This window comes from Bacillota bacterium (genome assembly GCA_030019365.1).
Classification (GTDB): Bacteria; Bacillota; Sulfobacillia; order JACIYH01; family JACIYH01; genus JACIYH01.
Window position 1 is genome coordinate 467,717 of the sequence record JASEFA010000002.1, and the last position, 23,890, is coordinate 491,606.

The window sequence follows — 23,890 nt, forward strand, 5'->3', positions numbered from 1 at the left end:
CCTCACCGGCGCAGGCGGTGACGGATGAGGGCAGCCCGCTCCGCATCCCGCTGAGCCGGCTCCAGATCCCTACCCACCACCTTCTGGATATAACCCGGCCGGGTGGCCACCAGTAGCTCATTCAGGGCCTCCACCGGGACTCCCTCGGTTATGATCCCCAGATCCACTCCCAGACGCACGTCCGACCACAGCTTGATGGCTTCCTCCGAGGACATGACGCGGGCGTTGAGGAGGATGCCGTACGCCCGCCAGACCCGGTCCTCGAGCTGGAGGCGGGTCTGGGAAAGCAACGCCCGGCGGGCGTTGCGCTCGTGGGCGATCACCTGGGTGGAAACCGCCTTCAGGTTGCGCAGGATCTCCTCTTCCGAAGGTCCCAGAGAGGTCTGGTTCGATACCTGAAAGATGTTGCCGTGGGCTTCGCTGCCCTCACCGTAAAGACCGCGTACGGCCAGCCCCAGCTTGCCCAGGGCAGAGAACACCTGGCGGGCCTGCCCCACCATGGCCAGGCCGGGGAGGTGCATCATCACCGAACCGCGCATGCCCGTCCCCACGTTGGTGGGGCAGGTGGTCAGGTACCCGCGCCTCTGACAGAAAGCATAGTTGAGCCGGCCTTCCAGCACATCGTCGGCAGCCTGGGCCGTCCGCCAGGCCCCGTCGAGCTGCATGCCGGGGGTGAGACTCTGGATGCGCAGGTGGTCTTCCTCGTTGACCATGATGCACAGGCTCTCGTCCTGGCGCAGGATGACCGCCCGCCCGCGGGGCTGCTGGGCATGGTGGGGGGAAATAAGGTGCTTCTCCACCAGCACCTGGCGATCCAGGTTGCTCAGGTCGTCCAGCCGGAACAGCCCCACCGGCCCGAGTTCGGGGTCGCGGTCCAGATCCTCGGCGGCGCGTTCCACCATGCGCAGCACCCGCTGGGCCCCCTCCTCCTCCATCCGGGAGGGAAAGACCACATCCTCCAGGTTGCGCGCCAGCCGGACCCGAGCGGAAAGGACCACGTCGCTGTCCGGTCCGGAAGGATCCATCCACGAGGTATGGGAGTTGTACAGGACTTCATCCAGGTTCACTGCCCGCCACCTCTCGCCCGCCTCACTGCAGCTTCTTCTCCAGCTCTCGGATCCGGTCCCGGATCTGGGCGGCCTTCTCGTACTCTTCCCTGATCACCACCTGGGCCAGTTCCTCCTGCAACCGGTTGAGCTCGCGCTTGACCCGGGCCTCCTCACCGGTACGGCTGGGCACCTTCCCGCCGTGGACGATGGTGCCGTGCAGTCGCCGCAGCACCGAGTCCAGCTGGTTCTCGAAGGCCTGGTAGCAGTGCCGGCAGCCCAGCATTCCCGTGCGGGCAAACTCGGCGTACGTGAGGCCACACCGGTCACACCTGAGCCCTGCGGCCTGACCGGCCCCCGGGAAGGTGTGACCGCCGTCGGTGATGATGCTGGAAAGCAGGGTGGGTATGGTGAACGGCTCCCCCATGATGCCCAGTTCGCCGCGAGCGCGGGCACATTGCTCGCACAGGTGAAGCTCCCGCTTTTGCCCGTTGATGATCTGGGTAAGATGAACGGTGGCCGGCCGCTTACCACATTCCTGGCACACCACCGGTGTCACTCCTTCCTCTCGGCCCGCTCCCCCGCCAGGGCCTCCGCCGTGTCCCTGGCCAGTTCCAGCAACATGGCTCGAAACACCCGCGCGCGCACCTCGTCCCGCCACGGGAGACCGAGGGCAAGGGTCTCCCGTCTCAGGGCAGCCGCCATGAGACGGGCCTCCCGCGCGGTTATTATCCCCTCTCCATGCAGGCGCAGGATGCAGCGTTCTGCCTGAACCTGACTCATGGTCTCGGGACCGTGTTCCAGGGCGCGCCGGATGACCTCGCGGGCGTGGGCGGGTAGCTTGACTATGCGCAGGTAGCCGCCCGACCCCCGCCGGCTCTCCACCAGGAAGCCCTGGGCATAGGTGAACCGGGTGTCGAGCACGTAGTTGATCTGGGAGGGGGCACACCCGAACCTCTCCGCCAGTTCGCCCCTCTGGACCTCCACCGATCCTTCCGGGGCGTCGACCAGGAGGGATTCCAGATATTCCTCGATCAGGTCGGCCAGATTGCGGGCCATCTCGTCCCTCCCAACCGGGTCACCGGAGCGCCCACCAGGGGGCACCTCCTGCACCCGAGGGTCTGACCTGTTTTGACCTTCCGCTACCCATTATACGGGAACCATCCCGAAAAATCCAGGGCTGGTGCAGCGGCCTGCCGTCAGGGACCACCAGCCCGCGGCCCGGTCAGCAGGAGCTGCAGAGGCGCGGGGCGGAGCGGCCGTGCTAAGCGGGAAACGAGCGGCAGATGAAGCACTTGAGATAGCGGCTCTCCGGGTATCCGAGCAGGACGGGGTGATCGGGAGGCTGGCCCCGCATCTCCAGCACCAGCACCCGGCGACCGGCGTCGCGAGCGGCCTTTGCCACCACCGTCAGGAAGGTGTCCGGGTCCAGATGGGAAGAGCAGGAACTGGTGACCAGGTACCCGCCCGGGTTGAGCAGGCGCAGTGCGCGCAGGTTGATCTCCTTGTAGCCGCGCAGGGCGCCCGCGAGGGCGTCGCGGGAGCGGGCAAAGGCGGGCGGGTCCAGGATGACCAGATCAAACCGCTCGTGCTCCTGTTCCAGGGTACGCAACAGGTCGAAGGCGTTCCCCTCCCGGAAGCGGCACCCCTCGGCCACCCCGTTCAGTTCGGCGTTTTCCCGCGCCAACCCCACCGCCCAGGCGGAAGATTCCACCGCCAGTACCTCGCGAGCGCCGGCGCGGGCGGCGTGGACGGCAAAGCCGCCCGTGTACGAGAAGGCATCCAGCACACGGGCACCCGGGGCCAGGCGGGCCGCCGCCCCCCGGTTGAGCCGCTGGTCGAGAAAATGACCGGTCTTGTGCCCTGCGGCCACGTCCACCCACAGGCGGACGTCCCCCTCCGCCACCTCCACGCGCGGGGGCAGGTCCGCGGGGGTACCGGGCGCGGGGCCGCTTTCCAGGGGCAGGCCCTCCAGCTCCCGCACGGGGGCGTCGTTGCGCAGAAAGACGGCCGGGCACGCGGTAAGGGAGCGCAGGGCCTCCACCAGGAAGTCCCGGCGCACGTCCACCCCCAGGGCCAGGGTCTGCACCACCAGCCAGGGGCCAAACCTGTCTGCCACCAGGCCGGGAAGGCCGTCCGACTCGGCGAACACCACCCGGCAGGCGGCATCCCCCCAGAACGGCTGTCGCTGCTCCCACGCGGCGCGCAGGCGAGCCAGCCAGAAGTCGTCGTCCACCTGCTCGTCCCGGTGGGTGAGCAACCTCACCCTGATCAGAGAGGCGGGGTTGATGAAACCCCGCCCCACAAACCGCCCGCGGTGATCCACCACGGTGACCAGGTCGCCGGGAGCGAAATCGCCTCCGATGTTCTCGATTTCGCTGGCGAACACCCAGGGGTGTCCTTCGCGAGCTCGATGCGGTCCCCGGGTGAGGTGGACGATGGCCATGCTTACTTCTCCGCGGCCTCTCTGGCCGCCTTGGCCTGGGCGATGATCTCCTGGGCCAGGTGGGCCGGCACTTCCTCGTAGTGGTCGAACTCCATGGTGAAGGTGCCCCGCCCCTGGGTGATGGAACGCAGGTCGATGGCGTAGCGGAACATCTCCGCCAGGGGCACCATGGCCCGGATCACCTGGAAGGAACCGCGGGGCTCCATGCCCAGGATACGGCCCCGCTTCTTGTTGAGGTCGCCCATCACGTCTCCCATGAAGGCTTCCGGCACCATGACCTCGACCCGGTCGATGGGCTCCAGCAACACAGGCTTAGCCTCCGCCATCCCCTTCTTGAAGGCCATGGAGGCGGCGATCTTGAAGGCCAGCTCCGAGGAGTCCACGGTGTGGTAGGAACCGTCGTAGAGAGTGACCTTGACTGCGGTGACGGGGTAGCCGGCCAGGACCCCCTCCTGCAGGGCCTCCCGCACGCCCTTCTCCACCGCGGGAACGTACTGCCTGGGCACCGCCCCTCCGAAGATGCGTTCGCCGAACTCAAACTCCCGGTCCGGCTCGCCCGGCTCGATCTCCAGGAACACGTGGCCGTACTGGCCGCGACCGCCGGTCTGTTTCTTGTGCTTGTACTCGGACTTCACGGACTGCCGCACCGTTTCCCGGTAGGGAACGCGAGGCGCCTCCAGGTTCACCTCCACCCCGAACTTGCGCCGCAACCGTTCCACGATCACGTCCAGGTGCAGTTCCCCCATGCCGTAGATGAGCATCTGCCCGGTAGCCGTGCTCTTCTCCACCCGGAAGGTGGGATCTTCCTCGGCCAGGCGGGCCAGGCTGGCCGAGATCTTCTCCTCGTCCCCGCGGGCCTTGGGAGAAACGGCCACCGCGTACACGGGCGAAGGGAAGGCGATACCCGGCAGCCGCACCGGATGGCCCTGGTCGCAGAGGGTATCTCCCGTGGCCGTCTCCTGCAGCTTGGCCACCGTGCCGATGTCACCCGGCCCCACCGCTTCGGTGGGTTCCTGGTGCTTGCCCTTGAGGAAAAACAGTTGCCCCACCCGCTCCGTCCTGGCCCGGGTGGCATTGTACACCTGAGAATCCGATTGCACCTTCCCCGCGTACACCCGGAACAGGGTCATGCGGCCGACATACGGGTCGGCAGTGGTCTTGAACACCAGGGCGGCGAAGGGAGCGTCGGGGTCGGGTCGGCACTCCACGGTCTCGCCCGCGGGCGTCTCCGCTCGGGCCGGGGCATCGGCCGGCGAGGGGACCAGCCTCGCCACCGCGTCCAGAAGGGAGCCCACCCCCAGGGTGCGCAAGGCCGACCCCGCCAGCACGGGGAACACCCTGCGCTGCCGCACGCCGGCGGCCAGGCCCTGCCAGATCTCATCGGGAGCCAGTTCCTCCCCCTCCAGGTACTTCATGAGAAGGTCGTCGGAGCCCTCGGCCGCCGCCTCCACCAGTTGCGCCCGGTAGGTGTTCACCTCATCCACCATATCCCCCGGGACCTCCATCTCGCGGGGCTGGCCGGCGCCGTCCCAAACCAGGGCGCACCTGGCTACCAGGTCCACCACCCCACGCAGAGCCGCCTCGGCCCCGATGGGAACGGTCAGGGGGACGATCCCCCGGCCCATGTTCCGCTGCAGACCCTCCAGGGTGCGGCGGAAGCTGGCGTTCTCGCGGTCCATCTTGTTCACGAAGACCAGGCAGGGGAGGTCCCGCTCGGCAGCGTATCCCCAGACGAGTTCCGTACCCACCTCCACTCCGGCCACCGCGTCACACAGCACGCAGGCGGCTTCCACCACCCGCATGCCCGCCTTGACCTCGCCCACGAAGTCGAAGTAGCCCGGGGTGTCGATCACGTTCACCTTGCGGTCGCTCCACCGTATGGGAGCAATTGAAGTGCTGATGGAAACCTTCCGTCGTACTTCCTCGGGGTCGTAGTCCGTGGTGGCCGAACCCTCGTCCACCCGGCCCAGGCGATCAACGGCGCCCGCCACATAAAGCATGGCCTCGGACAGCGTGGTCTTTCCCGCCCCGCCATGGGATACCAGGGCCAGATTGCGGATCCCTTCCGGTTTCGTCACCTGCTCCCCACCTACTTTCTGCTGGCCGGCGAAAAGCCCATCCGGTATTATACTGGAGGCCGTGCCGGGCGGTCAAAGATCCGGTGCGAAACCATCGGGGCTTCTGTTTCGTCCATAAGGCGGGGAGAGATGGCAAGTGAGAAAGCTCGGCCCATTCATGGTAATCCCGCTGGTGCTGATCCCACTCCTGTTGGGTACCCTGTCTGCCTGCCGCCGCACCCCGCCCCCGCTACCCTCGTTCACCGTGCAGGTCATCCTGGCCCAGGTCACTGAGTCCCACCTGCTGCCTGGAGAGACTCAGGTAACCCCGGGAAAGCGGTACCTGATCGGCGCACCGGCCGCGGTGATCACTTTCCAGTTCCCGCAGGCCATGGACAGGGGGGCAACGGGCGCAGCCATCCTGGTGAAGCCCGCCCTCACCCACGAAATCCACTGGTCCGCAGACGACATCCTGCAGCTACGGATGGCAGACCTCCCTCTGGACCAACCGGTACGGGTCGGCCTGGGTGAGGGAGCACGGGCCGCCTCGGGTGCCACCGCCCTGCCCGTGGAGTTCTCCCTGGTGCGGGTCGAAGCACCGGCGGTGGTGGCCACTGTGGAGGGGCAACCCGGCGTAACCGGACCCGGCATGTACCGGCTCCTGGCGGGCAAGAAGACCGTGCGCCTGGACTTCACCCGCCCCATGGACCGTCCCGCCGTGGAGAAGCTGCTGCTGCCCCAGATCGACCCCCGGTGCCAGCCCAGCCTGAGGTGGGAAAACGACCAGCTCGCCTACCTGGACCTGGATCTGCTCGAGGGGACGCGGGTCGCCATTTCCTTCCTGGCATGGCCTGACAACCGGGGGGTCCCCAGCCTGGAGCCCAGGCCGTTCGTTCTCGAAGGGGTGGGCACCGTACGCCTGGTCACGGGAGCGAGCCCGGACCGCCCCACCACGGTGGGTACACTCCTGGATCAGTTCTCCGAGGGCACGGTGGCCCCGGACGGGCGTCGCGTAGCCCTCCTGGAGCGGTTCCCGGTGGAGGAGGCGGAGGAGGTCGTGGTCTGGGTGCTGAACCTCACCACCCACGCCCTGGAACGACTGGCTTCCTTCACGGACACGGGCCAGTTCGCCATGGGCTGGATGCCCGATTCCCGTCACCTGGTGGTAAACGCCGGCTCGAACCTGGTGGAGCTGGACACCTCGGGGGGCAAGTCCCGGAGTCTCCTGGAACCGGCCGAGCGGGTCATCCTGGGTATAGCGGTGGCCCCTGCCTCGGGCCGGGTGGCATGCTTCGTCTCCTCTGCCCCGGAAAAAGGCGCCGCCGTGGACCTGGTGATAGCGGGGAAGGAGGGCACCGCCACCTATCCGGCCGTCACCCACCTTCATTCCCGCGAGGGTTTCTGGATGCCCGTACCGGGTGCGTGGTCCCCGGACGAGGCCTGGATAGCCTTTCCGGACCTCCGTTCTACCTCGGAGACCATACTGACTCTCATCGACCCCGACAAGGGGGGAACGCGCCTGCTCGGGGGCCCGGCGGACGCGCTGGCCTTCCCGCCCTCCGGCGCGGAACTGGTCGTGCGCAACCCCGACGGCAGCTGGGATCTGGTGGGTGTGGGCGACGGGTCGCGCACGTCCCTGCTGCCGGCCAGGGAAGGTTACCAGCGCGTTTTCTGGTCCAGGACGGGCGAGCAGGCCTGTTTCGCCCGAACCGAAGGTGGCTTCCTGCTCTGGGACCGGAAGCAGGGGAACCTGGCTTCCGCCGCCCAGGGAATCCCTCTGGGCTGGGCGGGCGACCAGTTGCTCTGGATCACCCCGTGAACGGGGTCGGCAGGTAGCGAAGGAGAGCACCCACACCCCGCAGTTGATCGCGCCGGGGAGCGCCCCCCACCCTTTCCACCTGGCAGCCCCGTTCCAGGGCCAGTTCCATCAGTTCCGTGACCAGGTCGGCCACCGCCACCAGGGTACGCGCGCAGCGGGGGCACGCTCCTGCCTGCAGATCCAGGTAGCCGCAGGAGGGGCAGCGGCATCCGGACGTGTTGAAGGCGCTGTCGACCACCACCGTGGTGGCGGCACCCTCCTGCACCGCCCGCAGGACCCCGGGCAGCCCCGTCACCACGTTTCCCCCCGCCCTGACTTCGGCCAGGACGTCCTCCAGCGCCTTCCTCCCCCGGCTGCGGGACACCTCCTCGTGGAGTCCGGTCACCGCTTCCAGCACCTGGGCCGGGCGGGCCGCGGCCGCCAGGGGCAGAGTTCCCAGTACCCGTTCCCGCCAGGGCGAAGCAAGCCCATGCAGGAGCTGCTGGGAGAGGGCCGGGTTGCCCCCCACCACCACATAATCGCAATCGTGTTCCTCCGCCAGGGCCTGAGCGCGCCCGGCCACCTCCTTGAGGTGCCGCTGCACGTGATCGTCGATGTGCCGTTCAATGCGCCGCCCCTTGAGGCCGGCCCAGCCGGACCTGCGCACCCGGGAGGGGACATCCGAAGCAAGGGTCTCCACTTCGCGGGCCTGGCCGCCTCCCGCCGTCAGGAAGCGAGAGCCGGCCCGTTCCACCATGACCACCCCGAAACGGGGGTAGTCGTGGAGCTGAAGCCAGAGGGGACGCAGGTAGGGCGCCCCCGCCGGCACCACCAGGTCGGGGACCGGCCCCGGCAGTCCGTAAACCTGCCACAGCCCCCTGGGTTCGCAGGCGAACACGGACAACCCTCTCACGCCGCCTTCCCGCTGAAATCCCAGGCCCACGTATTGCTCCATCCGCTCCAGGTCGGCTTCGGCAGCCCGCCGCACCTCACGGGGCAGGGTAGGGTCAAGGGACTCGCGCGCTTCCCGCAAGAGCTTGCGGGCGGTAACCTGATACTCCCTGCGGGGATACTTCTCGGCGGAAACGTCCAGGTAAAGACTCACCACCACCGCGTCCGGACCCGCCTGAAACTGCCGCAGCACCTCCACCTGCCGGCGGCTCAGCAACATCGACCCCTCCTCTCACGAGGCCGCCCGGGCCCCTACCACTGTATTCGTCGACACGCCCACGCAAGCAGTCCCAACGGCATATTATGGGACGGAAGGCCCTGTCGGCCTTCGCACCGTCGAGGTGAGCCGCATGGCCCGCTTCTACCCCCAGCGACTGCCGTACGTCTGGAGCCGGGAATCCTGGTCGGCCCGGCCACCTGCGGGGAAGCTCGTTCCTCTGGGAAGTCCCCGCACGATAACCCTGCACCACACCGTGTCCGCACCGGCCTCCCCCTACCGGGAAATCCATGGCATCCAGGATTACCACCTGCGCCGGGGGTTCATGGACATCGGCTACCATTTCCTGGTAGACCGCCCCTCCCATGTAAGTGGTCAGGACGCCTACTGGGGCCGGCAGACCCAGCCGGACGGCTCTCTCAGCCTGGGAGCCCATGCCCGCGACCACAACCAGGCCAATATCGGGGTGGCCGTCCTGGGAAACTACGAGGTCGACCAGGCCTCGCCCCAGCAGCTGGCAAGCCTGGCTGCCCTCCTGGCCTGGCTGTGCTTCGCCTGGGACATCGACCCCGCCCATATCGTACCTCATTCCGACCTCAATCCCACGGCCTGCCCGGGCAGGCACCTGGCCGCCGCCGTCCCCTGGTTACGCTGGCAGGTCACCTGGTGGCTGCACGGCCTAAGCGGCGAGGCCCCCGCCTCCCCCCTGCCGGGCGATCAGGTGCGCATCGTCGCCCCTGCCGCTTCCGGCATCATCCCGGGCAAATGGCACGACGGCATCGCCTGGGCCGCCGTGCGCCCCCTGGCCACCTCTCTCGGCCGCCAGGTGGTGTGGGAGGATCACAGCCGCACCGTGTACGTATTCCTGCAGAAACGGCCCCTGCTCAGCCTGCGCCCGCCCCCGGTCCCCCAGGTGCGCGTGGTGGTGGAACATACCGTCCTCCCCCTCGACCCGCCCGCCCGCGTCGAGGACAACGCATCCATGGCCCCTCTGCAACCCCTCGCCGCGGCCATGGGGCAGACGGTACTGTGGTACCCTCCCTCCCGCACGGCGGCCGTGGTCACGTCCCCCGGGCCGCCCGCCCCCGCACGCATGTGAAGGCAACGGCGCTTCACCTCCGCACAGGACCCGCGCGTCCCGCCTGCGCGAGGTTGCCCGGGGCCGGTCTTCCGGCCACATCGTTTTCATAGCACTGACAAACCTGGTGGAGGTGCCGGGAGTCGCACCCGGGTCCGCAGGTGAACAGGTGCCAGTCTCTACGAGCGTAGCCCGCGTTTTGCTTTCGCCGCAGTCGGCTCCCGCGGGCGGGATCCGTCCCGGCTATCCTGGTTGCTTTCGCACCCGCAGCCTGCAGGAGGAAGGCTGCGGAGCTATCCTGCTGGTCGGCACCCGGCGGGTTCCGCAGGCCTAACCCGTCGGGCGTAGTGGCCGTCTAGGCCGCTAGAGCGAGATTCTCGTTGGCGTTTTGCTTTTCCCGCAGTTTAACGAGGCCACGGGACCTCGGCTCGCTGCTCTCACCCGCACTACCCGCGTCGAACCTAGCTCACCCCCAAATCTCATTGCCTGTCACGATTCTATCATGACCCGACCGCGCGCCGCAAGCACATCACCACCACAGCACATCACCACCAGCGGGCGGTCAGTACCTTACGATCGGTGTAGAATTCCACCGCATCCGTAGCGCTGCGTTTCCCGGCGGGCGTCGCGCTCGGCGATGTCGCGCCGGTGGTCGTAAAGCCGCTTACCCCGGGCCAGCGCCAGTTCCACCTTGGCCCTTCCCCCCCGGAAGTAGAGGCGCAGGGGGACCAGGGTGTAGCCCCGCTGCTTGACCCGGGCCTCCAGACGACGGATCTCGGCCCGGTGGAGGAGAAGCTTGCGGGGACGGCGGGGATCGTGGTGACCGAAATGGGAAGCCGCCCGGTAGGGAGCAATGTGGGCGTTGACGAGGAAGACCTCACCGTCCCTAATCTCGGCATAGCTGTCCTGCAGGTTGGCGGCCCCCTCCCGGAGGGACTTCACCTCCGAGCCCAGCAGGCAAATCCCGGCCTCGATGGTGTCTTCGATGTGGTAGTCGTGCCGGGCCCGCCTGTTCTCGGTCACCGTCTTCGTGGCTTCCGGCCCAGCCGGCATGCCGCCCACCCGCCTCCTCCCGCCAGTTACCGGGGCATACCGCCCGGTCTGCCCTCTTGCTGCCGGTTCCCCAGGCGTGACGCCCGGCCGCCTCTTCGGGCAGGTCACGCCGGCATGACGTCGGCTACCTGCTGGTGTCGCTCCCTTGCCGGTCGGCCGAGGCAGACGCCGACGAGCGGTCAGAGACCCAGCTCGGGCGCGATGGCCTGCATGGCTTGCAACCCGATGGAGACGAACTCCTCCAGCCCCAGCCCCAGCTCGGAGCACGCCTTGATGGGCTCCCTCCTGGCACCGCGGGCGAAGGATTTCTCTCCGAAACGGTGCAGGACAAAGGCGGTATCGATGGCAGCCAGCCTTTTCTCGGGATGGATGAGGGCAGCGGCAACGATCAACCCGGTGAGGGGGTCGCATGAGTACAGGGCCTTGCTCATGAGGCCGTCCCGGGGGAGGCCGTGGGCCTCGTTGTGGGCCCGCACCGCCTCCACCACATCGGCACCCAGGCCCATCCCGGCCAGCATGTCGGCCCCCACCATGCTGTGCCGGTCGGGATCATCCCTGGTCTGCTCGTAATCGATGTCATGCAGGATACCGGCCAGGCCCCACTTCTCCTCGTCTTCACCCAGCCGGCGCGCCAGACCCCGCATGACGGCCTCCACCGCCAGGCTGTGTTTGCGCATGTTGCGGTCGGTGAGATGCCGCCGCATCAGGGCCACCGCTTCTGCCCTCTCCAAACCAGAACGCCTCCTTACCAATCCGCAGGCGGCGTATGCCCCGCCGCCCCCGGCCGGAAAACTTAACGGGCCTGCACTCACCCGTGGAACACGGTAAGGATGAGAGACGTGATCATGAACGCAGCCGCGAAGAACGTCGAGACCTTGGCCAGCAGATCGTCGAGGCCCTTCTTCTTGCCGAAGAGCTGCTCGGCTCCGCCCGCGATGGCTCCCGACAGGCCGGCGCTGCGCCCCGACTGCAGCAGCACCGTGGCGATCAGCCCCACGCAGAACACGATGTGCAAACCCAGCACCACGCTGGCCAGCACCCTATCACCCCCCGATGCCACAATTCTACCACAGGCTGTCCCCTCCCACCAGTCGTCGCGGCCAACAACCAGTAAAACCCAATACTCCACGGACCTGGGGGAGTCGCCCTAAAGGTGCACCGCCTGATAGCAACTTAAACCCTAATTATGACGCGACATATAGAGGAGGCGGGGGAAGAGGGCGGTGGCACCGAGCTCTTCTTCGATGCGGAGCAGGCGGTTGTACTTGGCTGTGCGCTCTGACCGGCAGGGGGCACCGCTCTTGATCTGGCCGCAGCCGGTGGCGACGGCCAGATCGGCGATGAAGGTGTCCTCCGTCTCGCCGGAACGGTGGGAGATCATCACCCCGTAACCGGCCCGGCGCGCCCTTTCCACCGTGGCCAGGGTCTCGGTGAGGGTGCCCACCTGGTTGGGCTTGATCAGGATGGCGTTGGCCACCCCTTCCCTGATGCCACGCTCCAGCCGGGCCAGGTTGGTGACGAAAAGGTCGTCGCCCACCAGCTGCAGGCTGCCGCCCAGCTCGGCGGTGAGGGACCGCCAGCCCTCCCAGTCGTCTTCGCCCAGCCCGTCTTCGATGGTCACCAGGGGATAGCTGCCGGCCAGATCCCGGTAGAAGGAGATCATGTCGACGGGGCGACGCAGGCCGCCCTCCAGGCGGTAGCCACCCTCGGTCTCCAGCTCACTGGCCGCCACGTCCACGGCCAGATGAACGTCTTCACCGGGGCGGCAACCTGCTTTTGCGATGGCCTCCACGAGCAGGTCGAGGGCTTCCCGAGCCGTGCTCAGGTGGGGCGCGAACCCGCCCTCGTCTCCCACCGATATGGACAGGCCGCGCTCCGCCAGCAGACGGCGCAGGGCCGCGTATACCTCGACTCCCGCCCGCACGGCCTCCCGGAACGAGGGCAGGCCGTCCGGTACCAGCATGAACTCCTGGATCTCCAGGGGGTTGTCCGCGTGGCGACCGCCGTTGATGACGTTCAGGCAAGGAACGGGCAGCGTCCTGGCCGCCGGGCCGCCGAGATAGCGGTAGAGGGGAAGGCCGCAGTACTCGGCAGCCGCCCGGGCACAGGCGAGGGAAACGGCCAACACGGCATTAGCACCAAGGCGGGTCTTGCCGGGGGTACCGTCGAGTTCCAGGAGCCTGCCATCCACCGCCGCCTGGTCGAGGGCGTCGCTCCCCCGCAGGGCGGGCGTGATCTCCTCCCGGATGGCCCGCACCGCCTTCAAGACCCCCTTGCCGCCGTACCGGGCGTCGCCATCCCGCAGCTCCAGAGCCTCGTTCTTCCCTTTGGAGGCCCCCGACGGCACGGCCGCCCGCCCCACCGTGCCGTCGGCCAGGACCACATCCGCCTCCACGGTGGGATTACCCCGGGAGTCCAGAATCTCCCGCGCCAGTATCTCCACTATCTGCGACAAACCGCTCACCTCACCTCTCCACGGGATTAAGTTAGCCGGCCAGCAGGCAGTGGCCGTCCATCTCGGGGGGGATGGGAAGGCCCTGCATGGTGAGCAGGGTGGGGGCCACATCGGCGAGCCCGCCCTCGCGCAGGCGGACGTCCCGCTGCTCCTCGTCCACCAGGATGAAGGGCACGGGGTTGGAAGTGTGGGCGGTATGGGGGCCGCCGTCTTCATCCAGCATCTGCTCCACGTTGCCGTGGTCTCCCAGCACCATCACCACGCCCCCGCGGGCCAGGACGGCCGGGATCACCCGGGCCAGGGACCCGTCCACAACCTCCAGTGCCCGGGTGGCAGCCTCCGTCACCCCGGTGTGGCCCACCATGTCCGGGTTGGCGTAGTTCAGCACCATGCAGTCGTACACGTCCTTGCCGATCTCCTCCAGGACGGCTGACGTCACCTCGGGCGCGCTCATCTCCGGCTTCCTGTCGTAGGTGCTCACTCTGGGCGAGGGGATGAGGCGCCTGGACTCGCCCGGGAACGGTTCCTCGCGGCCGCCGTTGAAGAAGTAGGTCACGTGGGCGTACTTCTCCGTCTCCGCTATGCGCAGCTGCCGCAGCCCGTGCCGCGACCAGACCTCCCCCAGGGTGTTGCGCACGTCCTGGGGAGGGAACACGCAGGGGACAGGAAGCCTCTCGTCATAGCGCGTGAAGGTGCAGAAAGCCAGGGGCAGCTTTCCTGCTGGCCGGGCGAAGCCATCGAAGCTCTCCCCCGCCAGGGCCCAGGAAAGCTGGCGGGCACGGTCGGCCCGGAAGTTGAAGAATATCACCCCGTCGCCGGGGGAAATCCGCCCTATCGGATCCCCCGTCGGCCCGTCACCCGGTCCGCGCCAGCCCCGGACGACGGTGGGCGTGATGAACTCGTCTGCCTCGCCGCGGGCATAGGCGCGCGCCACCGCATCCCGGCCGGACGACGCCACTTCACCTTCCCCCACGACCAGGGCACGGTATGCCCTCTCCGTCCGCTCCCAGCGACGGTCCCGATCCATGGCCCAGTAGCGACCGCTCACGGTGGCCACCCGGCCCACCCCCAGGGAGGCCATCCTCGCTTCCAGGGCCGCCATGTACCCGGCCCCGCTGGTGGGCGGGGTGTCCCGCCCGTCCGTGAAGGCGTGCACGAAGACCCGTTCTATCCCTTCCCGGCCGGCCATCTCCAGCAGGGCGTACAGGTGCTCCTGGTGGCTGTGTACACCCCCATCGGAGAGCAGCCCCATGAGGTGGAGGGCCTGACCCGGCCGGCGCGCCTGTCTTACCACCTCCAGGAGCAGTGGGTGACGGAAGAAGGAACCGTCCCGGATGGAACGGAACACCCGCACCAGGTCCTGATACACCACCCGCCCGGCCCCCAGGTTAAGGTGGCCCACGTTGGAGTTGCCCATCTGCCCCTGCATGAGCCCCACCCACTCGCCGTCCGCCCGCAGGAGGGTGTGGGGATACCGGGCCTCCAGGTGGCGGAAATACGGCAGGCGGGCCAGGGCCACCGCATTCCCCTCCCGGCGAGGACTCCACCCCCAGCCGTCCAGCACCAGCAGCATCCAGGGACGCCGGTCGAGGGGCATTCAGCGTCCCCCCGGGTGGGCGAACGCCGTCACGATTTGCGCGAGGGAGGTCGCATCCAGGCTGGCCCCTCCCACCAGGGCGCCGTCCAGTTCGGGACGGTCCGCGAACCCGGCGATGTTACCCGGCTTGACGCTGCCACCGTAAAGGATGCGTACCCGGACGGCCCGTTCCCGCCCCAGGTATTCCTCCAGGCGGGCGCGGATGAAGCCGGCCACCCCGGCCGCATCCTCGGGCCGGGCGTTGTGCCCGGTCCCGATCGCCCACACCGGCTCGTACGCCACCACCAGTTCCATCCCCTGGGCGGGGTGAAACCCCTGTGCCCGCAGGGCCCCCACCAGCTGGCGTGCGACCACCTCTTCCGTGGCGCCGGCCTCCCGCTGGGCGAGGGTCTCTCCCACGCACAGGATGGGCACGAGACCGTGGCCGAGAGCCGCCCTCAGCTTGCGCCCCACCTGCCCGTCCGTCTCGCCGAACAGGTGCCGGCGCTCGGAATGTCCCACGATGACGTAGCGGCAGCCCGCCTCCACCAGCATGCCCGGGGAAACCTCCCCGGTGAACGCCCCTTCCTCCTCCCAGTGGACGTCCTGTCCCCCCACCGCCATGGGCCGGCCTACGACCATCGCGGCCACGGCGTCGATGGCGGTGAAGGGCGGGCAAATAACCACATCGACACCTTCGGACTCGAACTGAGGAAGGAACTCCTCCACGAAAGCGCGGGCCTGGGCCCGCGTCTTGTACATCTTCCAGTTTGCCGCCACCAGCGGCCTGCGCGACCTCATCTCACACCCCCGCAATGATGCCCCTTCTCTATCCGGCCCGGAGGACGGCCACCCCGGGCAGAAGGCGCCCCTCCAGCAGTTCCAGCGCCGCCCCGCCTCCGGTGGAGACATGGGCCAGCCGGTCGGCCACCCCGGCCCTGGCCACGGCGGCGGCGGAATCGCCGCCTCCCACCACTACCGTCCCGGGTACCGTGGCCATGCCCCGCGCCAGTGCCATCGTCCCCCGATCGAAGGGTTCCACCTCAAATACCCCCAGGGGTCCGTTCCAGAACACCGTGCCGGCGCGTTCCGCCTCTTCCAGGATGACGCTGACCGTGGCCGGTCCCACGTCCAGGGCCTTCCACCCCGCCGGCACCAGAGGCCGGCGCCCCGCCCCGGCCTCCGCCCGCAGCGGGCCCGCAGGCTGCCTGTCTCCCCCACCCGGCACTGCCAGCACCCGGGTAGGAACCTCCGCAGCGGGTCGCTCGGCCACCACCAGATCGCGGGGCAGGAGCAGGCGGACGCCCGCCCTCTCCGCCTCCTCTGCCAGCGCCCGGGCGAGATCCAGGCCAGCCTCTTCCACCAGGGAATCACCCATCTCCCACCCCAGGGCCCGGAGAAAGGTGTTGGCCATCCCGCCCCCCAGGGCGAGGGCATCGATACGGGGCAGCAGGTTCCTGATCACCCCTATCTTGTCGGAAACCTTGGCCCCGCCCAGCACGCACAGGAAGGGACGCCGGGGATCCTCCAGCAGGCCACCCAGGTGGGCCACCTCCTTTTCCATGAGCAGGCCGGCCGCCGAGGGAAGGTATTCCGCCACTCCCGTCACGGAAGCATGGGCACGGTGGGCCGCACCGAAGGCATCGTCCACGTAGGCATCCGCCAGCCGGGCCAGCGCTCGCGCGAACTCGGGGTCGTTCTTCTCTTCACCCGGATGGAAGCGCAGGTTCTCCAGCAAGAGGACCTGCCCCGGCTCGAGTTCTTCCGCCGCTCGCTCGGCCTCCGGCCCCACACAGTCGGGTGCCCACCCCACTGGTTGCCCGAGCAGTTGCTCCAGGTGCTCCCGCACCGGGGCCAGGCTGAACTCCTGGTTCCGGCGACCTTTGGGACGTCCCAGGTGACTGCAAAGGACCACTGCCGCGCCCCGCTGCAGCAACTCCCGTATGGTGGACAGGGCTGCCCGGATGCGGGTATCGTCGGCCACCCTGCCCCCGGACAGGGGTACGTTGAAGTCCACCCGTACCAGCACCCGGCGGCCCTCCACCTCCAGGTCGGCCATCTTCGTCAACCGCAAGGGATCTTCTCCTCCTCACGTCCCCTGCTGCCCGCCCGTCCGCCGCAGCAGCCCCCGGCGGCCTTTCGTCCCGCACCCGGGCTGCGGTCACAGCCCCAGGCGGTCCAGGTAGCGGGCCAGGTCCACCAGGCGCCGGCAGTACCCCCACTCGTTGTCGTACCAGGCCACCACCTTGGCCAGCCTTTCCCCCACCACCATGGTAAGGGGACTGTCCACGATGGCCGACTCGGTGATGCCCTTGAAATCCGCGGATACCAGCGGCACGTCGCTCACGCCCAGGATGCCGTGGAGCGATCCTGCCGCCGCCTCCCGCATGGCCTGGTTGATCTCCTCTTCCGTGGCCGGCCGGCCCAGCTCCGCCACCAGGTCCACCACCGAAACCGTGGCCACCGGGACCCGGAAGGCCAGGCCGGTGAGCTTGCCTTTCAGGTGGGGGATGACCAGGCCCACCGCCCGCGCCGCCCCCGTGGTGGTGGGGATGATGCTCAGCGCCCCCGCCCGCGCCCGCCGCAGGTCGCGGTGGGGGAAGTCCAGGATTACCTGGTCGTTGGTGTAGGCATGGCAGGTGGTCATGAGACCCTTCACCAGGCCGAAGCGCTCGTCCAGCACTTTGGCCACGGGCGCCAGGCAGTTAGTGGTGCAGGAGGCCATGGAAATCACCCGGTGCCCGGCGGGATCATACGCCTGGTGGTTCACCCCCATCACCACGGTGATGTCCTCGCCCCTGGCCGGAGCAGAGATGATCACCCGCTTCGCCCCGCCCCGGTCGATGTGTAGGACCGCCTGCTCGCCGGAGGTGAAGCGCCCCGTGGACTCCACCACCAGATCCACACCCAGGTCAGCCCAGCGGAGGGCCGCGGGGTCCTTCTCCCGGGTCATATGTACCCGCCTGTCTCCCACCACAATGGTATCGCCGTCGGCCCGCACGTCGGGGCCGAAGCTGCCGTAGTTGGAGTCGTACTTCAACAGGTGGGCCAGGGTGGGAGCATCGGCCAGGTCGTTGACCGCCACCACCTGCAGGCCCTCCTCCCAGGCCGCCCGGAAGAATATGCGCCCGATGCGTCCGAACCCGTTGATGCCGATCTTCATCGTATACCTCCTCCGCTTACCTTCCGTACCGCCGGCGCCGGGCCGACGAGGCGATGCCCAGTTCGGCCCGGTATTTGGCCACCGTGCGCCGGGAGATGTCAATCCCCCGCTCCCGCAGCAGGGCCACCAGCACCTCGTCACTGTACGGTGACGCCGGGTCTTCCCCGGTCACCATCTCCTGCACCAGCCGCTTCACCGCCGCGTTCGCCACCGCCTCTCCCGCCCGCCCCGCCAGGGCGCCGGGGAAGAAGAAACGCAGGGGAAACATCCCCCGCGGGGTCTGGGCATACTTGCCCGCCACCGCCCTGGAGACGGTGGATTCGTGGCAGCCCGCCCCCTCGGCCACCTGACGCAAGGTGAGCGGTCGCAGGCCGGGCCAGCCCCGGTCCAGGAAGTCCCGCTGGTAGCGGAACATGGTTTCCGCCACCCGGTGCAGCGTGTAGCGGCGCTGTTCAATGCTGCGCAGGAACCAGACGGCGCGCCGCATCCGTTCCTGCAGGAATTGCCGGGTGGGCTCATCCGCCATCCCCTCCAGCAGGAGGCGCCGGTAGTACCTGCTCACGCCCAGCCTGGGCATCCCCCAGTCGCTCACCAGTACCACGTAATCGGAACCCACCCGCTCGACCACCACATCCGGCTGCACGTAGCGAACGTCCGGCTGCCCTCCGAAGGCAAGACCCGGCTTGGGATCGAGGCCCCGCACCACCCGGGCCGCCAGGCGTATCTTTTCCACATCGGCGCAGAGGTGAAGCGCGAGGCGGTCAAGACGTCCGGCGGCCAGATCCTCCAGGTGCTCGCGCACCAGGCACTCAGCCAGGGCCAGGACTTCGCCGTCCTCCGCCGCGACGACGGAGCGATGGAGCTGAAGCAAGAGGCACTCCTGCAGGGAACGGGCACCCACGCCCGGCGGGTCCAGGCTCTGTACCAGGGCCAGGGCCTCCTCTGCCAGCCTGCAGTCGCAACCCAGGGCCCCGGCCACCTCGTCAGTGGAGAAAGCCAGGTATCCCCGGGAATCCAGGCACCCTACCAGATACTCACCTATCACCTGCAGGTCGGCCGGGGCCCCGCTGACGTGCAGCTGAAAGAGCAGGTAGTCCCCCAGGCCTCCGGTCAATCCGGAGGGCGCATTCGCCAGGAGGTCGAACCCCCGCGGTTCCGGGCGCGATTGCTCGCCGGGCACCACTCCCAGGTCGCTGCAATCGCCAAAAAACTCAAGCCAGTCGGGCTCCTCGGCCTGCGCGTCCTCGGCCCGCCAGTCGGGCTCCTCGGCTTGCGCGTCCTCGGCCCGCCAGTCGAGCTCCTCCTGCACCTCCAGCACCGGGTTCTCGCATAGCTCCTGCTGCACCATCTGAGCCAGCCCGGCCAGAGGCAACTGCAGAACCGTCAACGCCTGGCGGAGCTGAGGACTCAGGACCAGCTTCTGCCGCTGTTCCAGGTTAAGGTACTGGCCGTGCAATACTCCACCCCCGCCCCGGGTAGCGCGGCTCCGTCTGCACATGGTATTCTAGCCCACGCTGCCCGGTTCCTTTCACCGCCTGCCGCATGCCGCCTTCACCGATCCCCTTTTCCCGGCACGAGCCACCGGCACAGCTTCTCCCAGGCGGCCACGAAGGGGAGCTCGGCCAGGCTGGTACCCAGGTTGAACAGCGTGTGCACCAGGGCCACCTGGGAAGGCGGATATACGGCAGACACCACCGCCAGACGGGCCAGGGCGGCGGAGGCGGGAAAGAACACGGCGATCCCCACCGCGTTGCAGAGGACGTGAAAGACGGCCACCCGCCTGCCCGCGGCACCGCCCGAGACCAGGGCGGCCAGCAGGGTGGGCAGGGAGGAACCCAGGTTGATCCCCATCACCACCGGCGCTGCCAGGAGCACGGGAAGGCGGCTCTCTCCGGCCACCCCCTGCAGGATGGCCACCGCCGCGTTACCCGATTGCAGGGCCAGGGCCATCACCACCCCCAGTCCCAGGCCCCGCACCGGTCCCCGCAGCCCCGCCAGCAACCCCGCCCAGTCTACCCCGCGGGCGACGGGTTGCAGGGACGAGGCGGCCGTGCCCAGGCCCAGCAGGACGAGGCCGAACCCCATCAATCCCTGGCCGGCAGCCCGAACGCGCCGCCAGGGGGACCCGAGCTTCATCAGGGCTCCCACACCCGCAAGGGGCAAACCCCAGTCTCCCAGGGGAGAGGCCAGGATCTGGGGGACGACGGTGGTGCCCACGTTGGCACCCAGGATCATGGCGATGGCTCCCCGCAGGCCTACCAGCTGCGCTTCCACCAGGCCCACCGTGAGCAGGGCCGTGGCTCCGGACGAGTTGAGGAGGGCTGCACACAGCGCCCCGGCCAGAAAGCCGGTCAGGGGACGGGCGGTTTGCCGCCAGAGCCTGTCCTGCAGGTGGCCCAGCGCACCTCGGGCGCCCTCGCGGAGCGATTCCAGGCCGTACCAGAAGATGCCCAGCCCGCCTGCCAGCCACAGAAAAGGCAGGGCTATCCCCCTGCCTCCATGTATGCAAAGTCCCCGGCGGCCATAACGCCGGCCGGTACCGGGGGATCATCCGGGGAACGTGGCAAAGGCGGCAGCGGTTTCGGCCAGCACCCGCGCCGCTGCCACCGTCTGTTCCTCGCTCACGTATTCCACCCGGGCGTGGGCTCCTCCCCCGCCCGGCCCCAAGATGGCGCAGGGAATCCCGGCCTGTCCCAGCAGCACGGCATCCGTCCAGGGGTAGGACCCGGTGTACGAAGGCTCTGCCCCCAGGGCGCGCCGGTACCCCTCCACCAGGGCTCCCACCACGCGCTCCCGGACATCCACCTCGTAGGGGCGCCGCGACAGGAGAAGCCTCACCCGCCAGTCCGCGGGCGAGGTTTCCATCCCTGCGCGTGCCTCCTCTTCGCTAACCTGCCGTATCAACTCCTCCACCTCTGCCCGCACATGCTCCTCGCTCTCGCCGGGCAGGGTGCGGCGCTCCAGCCGCAGGGTGCACCGGGCGGGATAGGTACTCAGTTCGCCACCCCCCTCTATCCACGAGGCATGCAGGGAAGGAGCACCCAGGTAGGGGTGGAGACGGGCCATCAGGTGACTGCGCTGGTGGCGATCCAGGGCCCCCAGCAAGCGCCCCGCGCGCAGGATGGCGTCCACCCCCTCCCGGTAGTTACTGCCGTGGGCCGCCCGGCCGGCCGCCTCCACCTCCACCCAGACGAACCCCTTGTGACCCAGCCCGATCCCCAGGGCAGTGGGTTCCAGTACCAGCGCCCCGGCCGCGCCATACTCCCGCACCAGGGCAGAAGTGCCCAGGCTGGCATACTCCTCGTCGCACACCCCGGCCAGGATGACATCGCCGGGCACGCCCCCGGCCCGCCGGATGGCATCCAGGGCCCCTACCGCCGCCGCCAGGCCGGCCTTCATGTCGTAAGCGCCCCGGCCGTACACCATTCCCCCTTCCCGCCGCGCGCGGAAGGGATCGGCCATACCCTCCACTCCCACCGTGTCCAGATGGCCGTTCCACATCAGGACCGGGGCCCGGGGATCACCGCCCCGCAGGATGCCTACCACGTTGGGGCGACCCGGGGCAACTTCCTGGAAGCGGACTTCCAGCCCTATCCGCCCCAGGCGATCGCCCAGGTAGCGCGCGATGGCCTCCTCACCCGGAGCACCCGGCACCAGGTCGGGGTTGCGGGAATCGATGGCCACCAGTTCACAGAGGACCTCGATGACCAGATCCTGATCCACATGGCGCGCGTAATCTCCCTGCACTTCCCCCGCCCCCTCTTCCTGCCGGTGGCGGACCCGTCGCCTTAATCCAGGACGAGCTTGCGGGCAATAACGTTGATCCCCAGAACGTTCAAGGCTGTCATGTGTTCCAGGGTCCCGGCCACCCTGTCCTGGACGCCGGGCATGGTGTGGGCCAGCCCGGGAACCCGCCGGAGGGCAACATCCAGGTTAACCACCACCCCGTCGGGTTTGAGGTCCACGCGGGCCCGCAGCACCCGCGCTATCCCTTCCACTTCCCGGCAGGCGCGGGCAGAAATGGCCACCACCACCGCCTGGGAGATGAGAAACCTGCCCAGGGAACTGTATGTGGGGCGCACCACGGACTTCTCCACCACCAGCCGGGTGGGCTCGGGAGCCTGCCGGGGCCGGAACAGGAACCGGAGGGGATCCACCAGGTACCCGGAGAATCCCTTCTTAACCTCGAAGGTGGGCGCCGGGATCACATGCTTGCCCTCCTGCCGCCTGGCCCTGAGGGCCAGGCGGATCTCCTCGGCGGACGCCACCTGGTCGATGGATATGTACTCGGCGGGCAGGGGCAGGTCCAGGGTGCGGCAAATGCGGTCGGCCATCCCCACCGAGGTGGCCAGCACCAGCACCCGGGATGGGGCCAGCTCCCGGATCTTCTCGGAGGCCTGGCGGGCATGGGCAGGATCCACGAAGAAGGCGGCACGCAGAGCACCCACCCGGGTACCCTCCCGTTTGGCCGACCTGCCCGCGACTATGCGGCCGTCGCAGACGACCAGACCGTCGTCCACGATCAGGTCTGCCCGGGTCTCGTATGCCACCAGGGAAGCGTGGTGGCTCTTGCCCGTTCCGCTCGGTCCCACAAAGGCCAGCACTTCCACGCCAGAACCCGTCCCTCCGCCACCCGCCCGCCCCCGCGCCGGCGCCTCCGCACCCGGCGGCGGACAGACGCCGCGCTCGGCGGCCGGTTCGTACCTGCCGGGTTCGACGCCACCGCGGCCGCCTCCTGCTCCCTCGAGCCGCCCACCCCGACCCGGTGCCAACAAAGAGGGCCCCGCCCCAGCGGGACCACTCCTGTCCTTTCCTGCGGAACCCAACCGGTTGCTCGATCAGGGGGGGTTGGCGGGCGGGTTTGCCCGGTTGTCGCGGCGGCCTTTCCGGCCCCGCTCCCGGGGCTGGCGGGCCCGGTTGGGATCTACCCCGATCTCCTCCGCCACCTCGTATTCCAGGCGCTCCTGATCCAGGTCAGGGAGGCGGGTCCTGTTCCCGGACCTATCCTGCTGGCGACCCAAATTACCACCTCCACCCCTATCATCTCCCACCTCCCGAGCCCCCATCCCTCAAGCCCGACACGCGATGGCGCGGGATGGGCGCGGGAGGGATGGGACGGCGGCTGTGGAATACGATTCTTGTTGCGCCGGGAAACTGCAGGCAGATGGAACGGGGTGGTGAGCGGTGCCCGTGTGGTTCGACGAAAAGCACGCGGACGGTACCTATCTGAGGCTCAAGGTGCGCGAGGTCCTCTTTCAAGAGCACACGGGCCTGCAGGATCTGGCCATCATCGATACCGAGGATTTCGGCCGGGCGCTGGTGCTCGACGGCGTGCTCCAGACCACGGAGCGCGACGAGGTCTTCTACCACGAGATGCTCGCCCATGTTCCCCTGTGCGCCCACCCATCGCCCCGCAGGGTGCTGGTGATCGGAGGGGGCGATGGGGGCGTGGTGCGAGAGGTGCTGAGGCATCCCGGCGTGGAACACGTAACCATGGTGGAGATAGATCGGGGAGTGGTGGAGGCGTGCCGCCGTTATCTCCCCACCCTGAGCAGGGGGCTGGCGGATCCCCGCGTGCGGGTCGACTTCCAGGATGGGGTCCGGTACGTACGGCAGTGCTCCGGGTCGTTCGACGTGATCCTGGTAGATTCCACCGACCCATCGGGGCCATCCCTGGGGTTGTTTACGCCGGCTTTCTGCGCCGACTGCTTCCGCCTTCTCACCCCCCAGGGTTTTCTGGCCTGCCAGACCGAGGAGCCCTTCTTCAGGACGGACGCCATGCGCCAGGCCTACCGAGCGGTGGCCAGCGTGTTTCCCCTCACCCGGCTCTACCTGAGCATGGTGCCGGTGTATTCCGTATGGTTCTGGACCTTCACCGTGGGCAGCAAGGGGGGACTGGACCCCTCGGAGACCCGCTCCGCTGCTCCGCCCGGGACAGGCTACTACTGCCCGGAAATCCACCGGGCCGCCTTCGCCCTTCCCCCCGTCATCAGGCAGCAGCTGTGAGCTGTTCGCCCGGCTTCCCAACCATCCTGGCAGCACTGCACCTG

At 68.6% G+C, this 23,890-nt stretch carries 22 protein-coding genes and 1 other RNA gene; 3 read left to right on the forward strand and 20 right to left on the reverse strand.

The window, feature by feature from the left end:
- Positions 1–2: 2 nt before the first annotated feature.
- From QME70_05605 to fusA, 5 genes are all read right to left on the reverse strand, one after another.
- Positions 3–1,067 carry a protein arginine kinase gene (locus QME70_05605; protein MDI6894069.1) on the reverse strand — a complete coding sequence of 355 codons (1,065 nt, stop codon included), beginning with the start codon at positions 1,065–1,067 and terminating at the stop codon, positions 3–5.
- Between the two features lie 22 nt (positions 1,068–1,089).
- Positions 1,090–1,596 (reverse strand): UvrB/UvrC motif-containing protein, encoded by a 507-nt coding sequence (locus tag QME70_05610; protein MDI6894070.1) that lies wholly within the window; start codon positions 1,594–1,596, stop codon positions 1,090–1,092.
- A 5-nt stretch (positions 1,597–1,601) separates the two neighbouring features.
- Positions 1,602–2,105: a CtsR family transcriptional regulator gene (locus QME70_05615; protein MDI6894071.1), complete on the reverse strand. Its 504-nt coding sequence runs from the start codon at positions 2,103–2,105 to the stop codon at positions 1,602–1,604.
- 205 nt (positions 2,106–2,310) lie between these two features.
- On the reverse strand, positions 2,311–3,492 hold the full coding sequence (locus tag QME70_05620; protein ID MDI6894072.1) for a class I SAM-dependent rRNA methyltransferase: 1,182 nt from the start codon (positions 3,490–3,492) through the stop codon (positions 2,311–2,313).
- Positions 3,493–3,494: 2 nt separating this feature from the next.
- Positions 3,495–5,570 carry an elongation factor G gene (gene fusA, locus QME70_05625; GenBank protein ID MDI6894073.1) on the reverse strand — a complete coding sequence of 692 codons (2,076 nt, stop codon included), beginning with the start codon at positions 5,568–5,570 and terminating at the stop codon, positions 3,495–3,497.
- A 136-nt stretch (positions 5,571–5,706) separates the two neighbouring features.
- Here fusA and QME70_05630 point away from each other — a divergent pair, with 136 nt between their 5' ends.
- Complete coding sequence (locus tag QME70_05630) at positions 5,707–7,368, forward strand: hypothetical protein (GenBank protein ID MDI6894074.1); 1,662 nt, start codon at positions 5,707–5,709, stop codon at positions 7,366–7,368.
- Here the strand turns inward: QME70_05630 and QME70_05635 are convergent.
- Complete coding sequence (locus QME70_05635; GenBank protein MDI6894075.1) at positions 7,358–8,515, reverse strand: Vms1/Ankzf1 family peptidyl-tRNA hydrolase; 1,158 nt, start codon at positions 8,513–8,515, stop codon at positions 7,358–7,360. The two genes, QME70_05630 and QME70_05635, sit on opposite strands and share 11 nt — an antisense overlap.
- Positions 8,516–8,648: 133 nt before the next feature.
- On the opposite strand from QME70_05635, the gene QME70_05640 reads away from it, so the two are divergent.
- Complete coding sequence (locus QME70_05640; GenBank protein MDI6894076.1) at positions 8,649–9,614, forward strand: N-acetylmuramoyl-L-alanine amidase; 966 nt, start codon at positions 8,649–8,651, stop codon at positions 9,612–9,614.
- Between the two features lie 104 nt (positions 9,615–9,718).
- On the opposite strand, the gene ssrA is transcribed toward QME70_05640, so the two are convergent.
- The 14 genes from ssrA to QME70_05710 all read right to left on the reverse strand — a co-directional run bounded on the left by ssrA (position 9,719) and on the right by QME70_05710 (position 22,861).
- Positions 9,719–10,067, reverse strand: a transfer-messenger RNA (tmRNA) gene (gene ssrA / locus QME70_05645).
- Positions 10,068–10,163: 96 nt separating this feature from the next.
- Complete coding sequence (gene smpB / locus QME70_05650) at positions 10,164–10,646, reverse strand: SsrA-binding protein SmpB (GenBank protein MDI6894077.1); 483 nt, start codon at positions 10,644–10,646, stop codon at positions 10,164–10,166.
- 179 nt (positions 10,647–10,825) lie between these two features.
- On the reverse strand, positions 10,826–11,377 hold the full coding sequence (locus QME70_05655; GenBank protein MDI6894078.1) for an HDIG domain-containing protein: 552 nt from the start codon (positions 11,375–11,377) through the stop codon (positions 10,826–10,828).
- Positions 11,378–11,454: 77 nt separating this feature from the next.
- Complete coding sequence (gene secG / locus QME70_05660) at positions 11,455–11,685, reverse strand: preprotein translocase subunit SecG (protein ID MDI6894079.1); 231 nt, start codon at positions 11,683–11,685, stop codon at positions 11,455–11,457.
- A 141-nt stretch (positions 11,686–11,826) separates the two neighbouring features.
- Positions 11,827–13,101, reverse strand: coding sequence for a phosphopyruvate hydratase (gene eno / locus QME70_05665; protein ID MDI6894080.1), 1,275 nt, complete (start codon positions 13,099–13,101; stop codon positions 11,827–11,829).
- 31 nt (positions 13,102–13,132) lie between these two features.
- Positions 13,133–14,698, reverse strand: a complete 1,566-nt coding sequence (gene gpmI, locus QME70_05670; GenBank protein MDI6894081.1) for a 2,3-bisphosphoglycerate-independent phosphoglycerate mutase — start codon at positions 14,696–14,698, stop codon at positions 13,133–13,135.
- Entirely contained in the window at positions 14,699–15,478 is a 780-nt protein-coding gene (tpiA, locus tag QME70_05675; protein MDI6894082.1) for a triose-phosphate isomerase, read from the reverse strand.
- Positions 15,479–15,506: 28 nt separating this feature from the next.
- Positions 15,507–16,751: a phosphoglycerate kinase gene (locus tag QME70_05680; GenBank protein MDI6894083.1), complete on the reverse strand. Its 1,245-nt coding sequence runs from the start codon at positions 16,749–16,751 to the stop codon at positions 15,507–15,509.
- A gap of 87 nt (positions 16,752–16,838) precedes the next feature.
- Entirely contained in the window at positions 16,839–17,840 is a 1,002-nt protein-coding gene (gene gap, locus QME70_05685; protein MDI6894084.1) for a type I glyceraldehyde-3-phosphate dehydrogenase, read from the reverse strand.
- A gap of 16 nt (positions 17,841–17,856) precedes the next feature.
- Complete coding sequence (rpoN, locus tag QME70_05690) at positions 17,857–19,296, reverse strand: RNA polymerase factor sigma-54 (GenBank protein ID MDI6894085.1); 1,440 nt, start codon at positions 19,294–19,296, stop codon at positions 17,857–17,859.
- 95 nt (positions 19,297–19,391) lie between these two features.
- Positions 19,392–20,288, reverse strand: coding sequence for a Na/Pi symporter (locus tag QME70_05695; GenBank protein MDI6894086.1), 897 nt, complete (start codon positions 20,286–20,288; stop codon positions 19,392–19,394).
- 99 nt (positions 20,289–20,387) lie between these two features.
- Positions 20,388–21,587, reverse strand: a complete 1,200-nt coding sequence (locus QME70_05700) for a M20/M25/M40 family metallo-hydrolase (GenBank protein MDI6894087.1) — start codon at positions 21,585–21,587, stop codon at positions 20,388–20,390.
- A 41-nt stretch (positions 21,588–21,628) separates the two neighbouring features.
- Positions 21,629–22,450 carry a hypothetical protein gene (locus QME70_05705; GenBank protein ID MDI6894088.1) on the reverse strand — a complete coding sequence of 274 codons (822 nt, stop codon included), beginning with the start codon at positions 22,448–22,450 and terminating at the stop codon, positions 21,629–21,631.
- Positions 22,451–22,678: 228 nt separating this feature from the next.
- On the reverse strand, positions 22,679–22,861 hold the full coding sequence (locus QME70_05710) for a hypothetical protein (protein MDI6894089.1): 183 nt from the start codon (positions 22,859–22,861) through the stop codon (positions 22,679–22,681).
- A 163-nt stretch (positions 22,862–23,024) separates the two neighbouring features.
- Between QME70_05710 and speE the strand changes: the two genes are divergently transcribed.
- A complete protein-coding gene (gene speE / locus QME70_05715; GenBank protein ID MDI6894090.1) occupies positions 23,025–23,846 on the forward strand; it encodes a polyamine aminopropyltransferase in 822 nt (273 codons plus the stop codon).
- The last annotated feature ends 44 nt before the right edge of the window (positions 23,847–23,890 follow it).

What these genes read in the sequence shown, in the direction of transcription:
- QME70_05615 (MDI6894071.1), bottom strand. Translation starts at nt 2,105, where the DNA reads ATGGCCCGCAATCTGGCCGACCTGATCGAGGAATATCTGGAATCCCTC.
- QME70_05620 (MDI6894072.1), bottom strand. Translation starts at nt 3,492, where the DNA reads ATGGCCATCGTCCACCTCACCCGGGGACCGCATCGAGCTCGCGAAGGA.
- QME70_05640 (MDI6894076.1), top strand. Translation starts at nt 8,649, where the DNA reads ATGGCCCGCTTCTACCCCCAGCGACTGCCGTACGTCTGGAGCCGGGAA.
- smpB (MDI6894077.1), bottom strand. Translation starts at nt 10,646, where the DNA reads ATGCCGGCTGGGCCGGAAGCCACGAAGACGGTGACCGAGAACAGGCGG.
- gpmI (MDI6894081.1), bottom strand. Translation starts at nt 14,698, where the DNA reads ATGCCCCTCGACCGGCGTCCCTGGATGCTGCTGGTGCTGGACGGCTGG.
- tpiA (MDI6894082.1), bottom strand. Translation starts at nt 15,478, where the DNA reads ATGAGGTCGCGCAGGCCGCTGGTGGCGGCAAACTGGAAGATGTACAAG.
- gap (MDI6894084.1), bottom strand. Translation starts at nt 17,840, where the DNA reads ATGAAGATCGGCATCAACGGGTTCGGACGCATCGGGCGCATATTCTTC.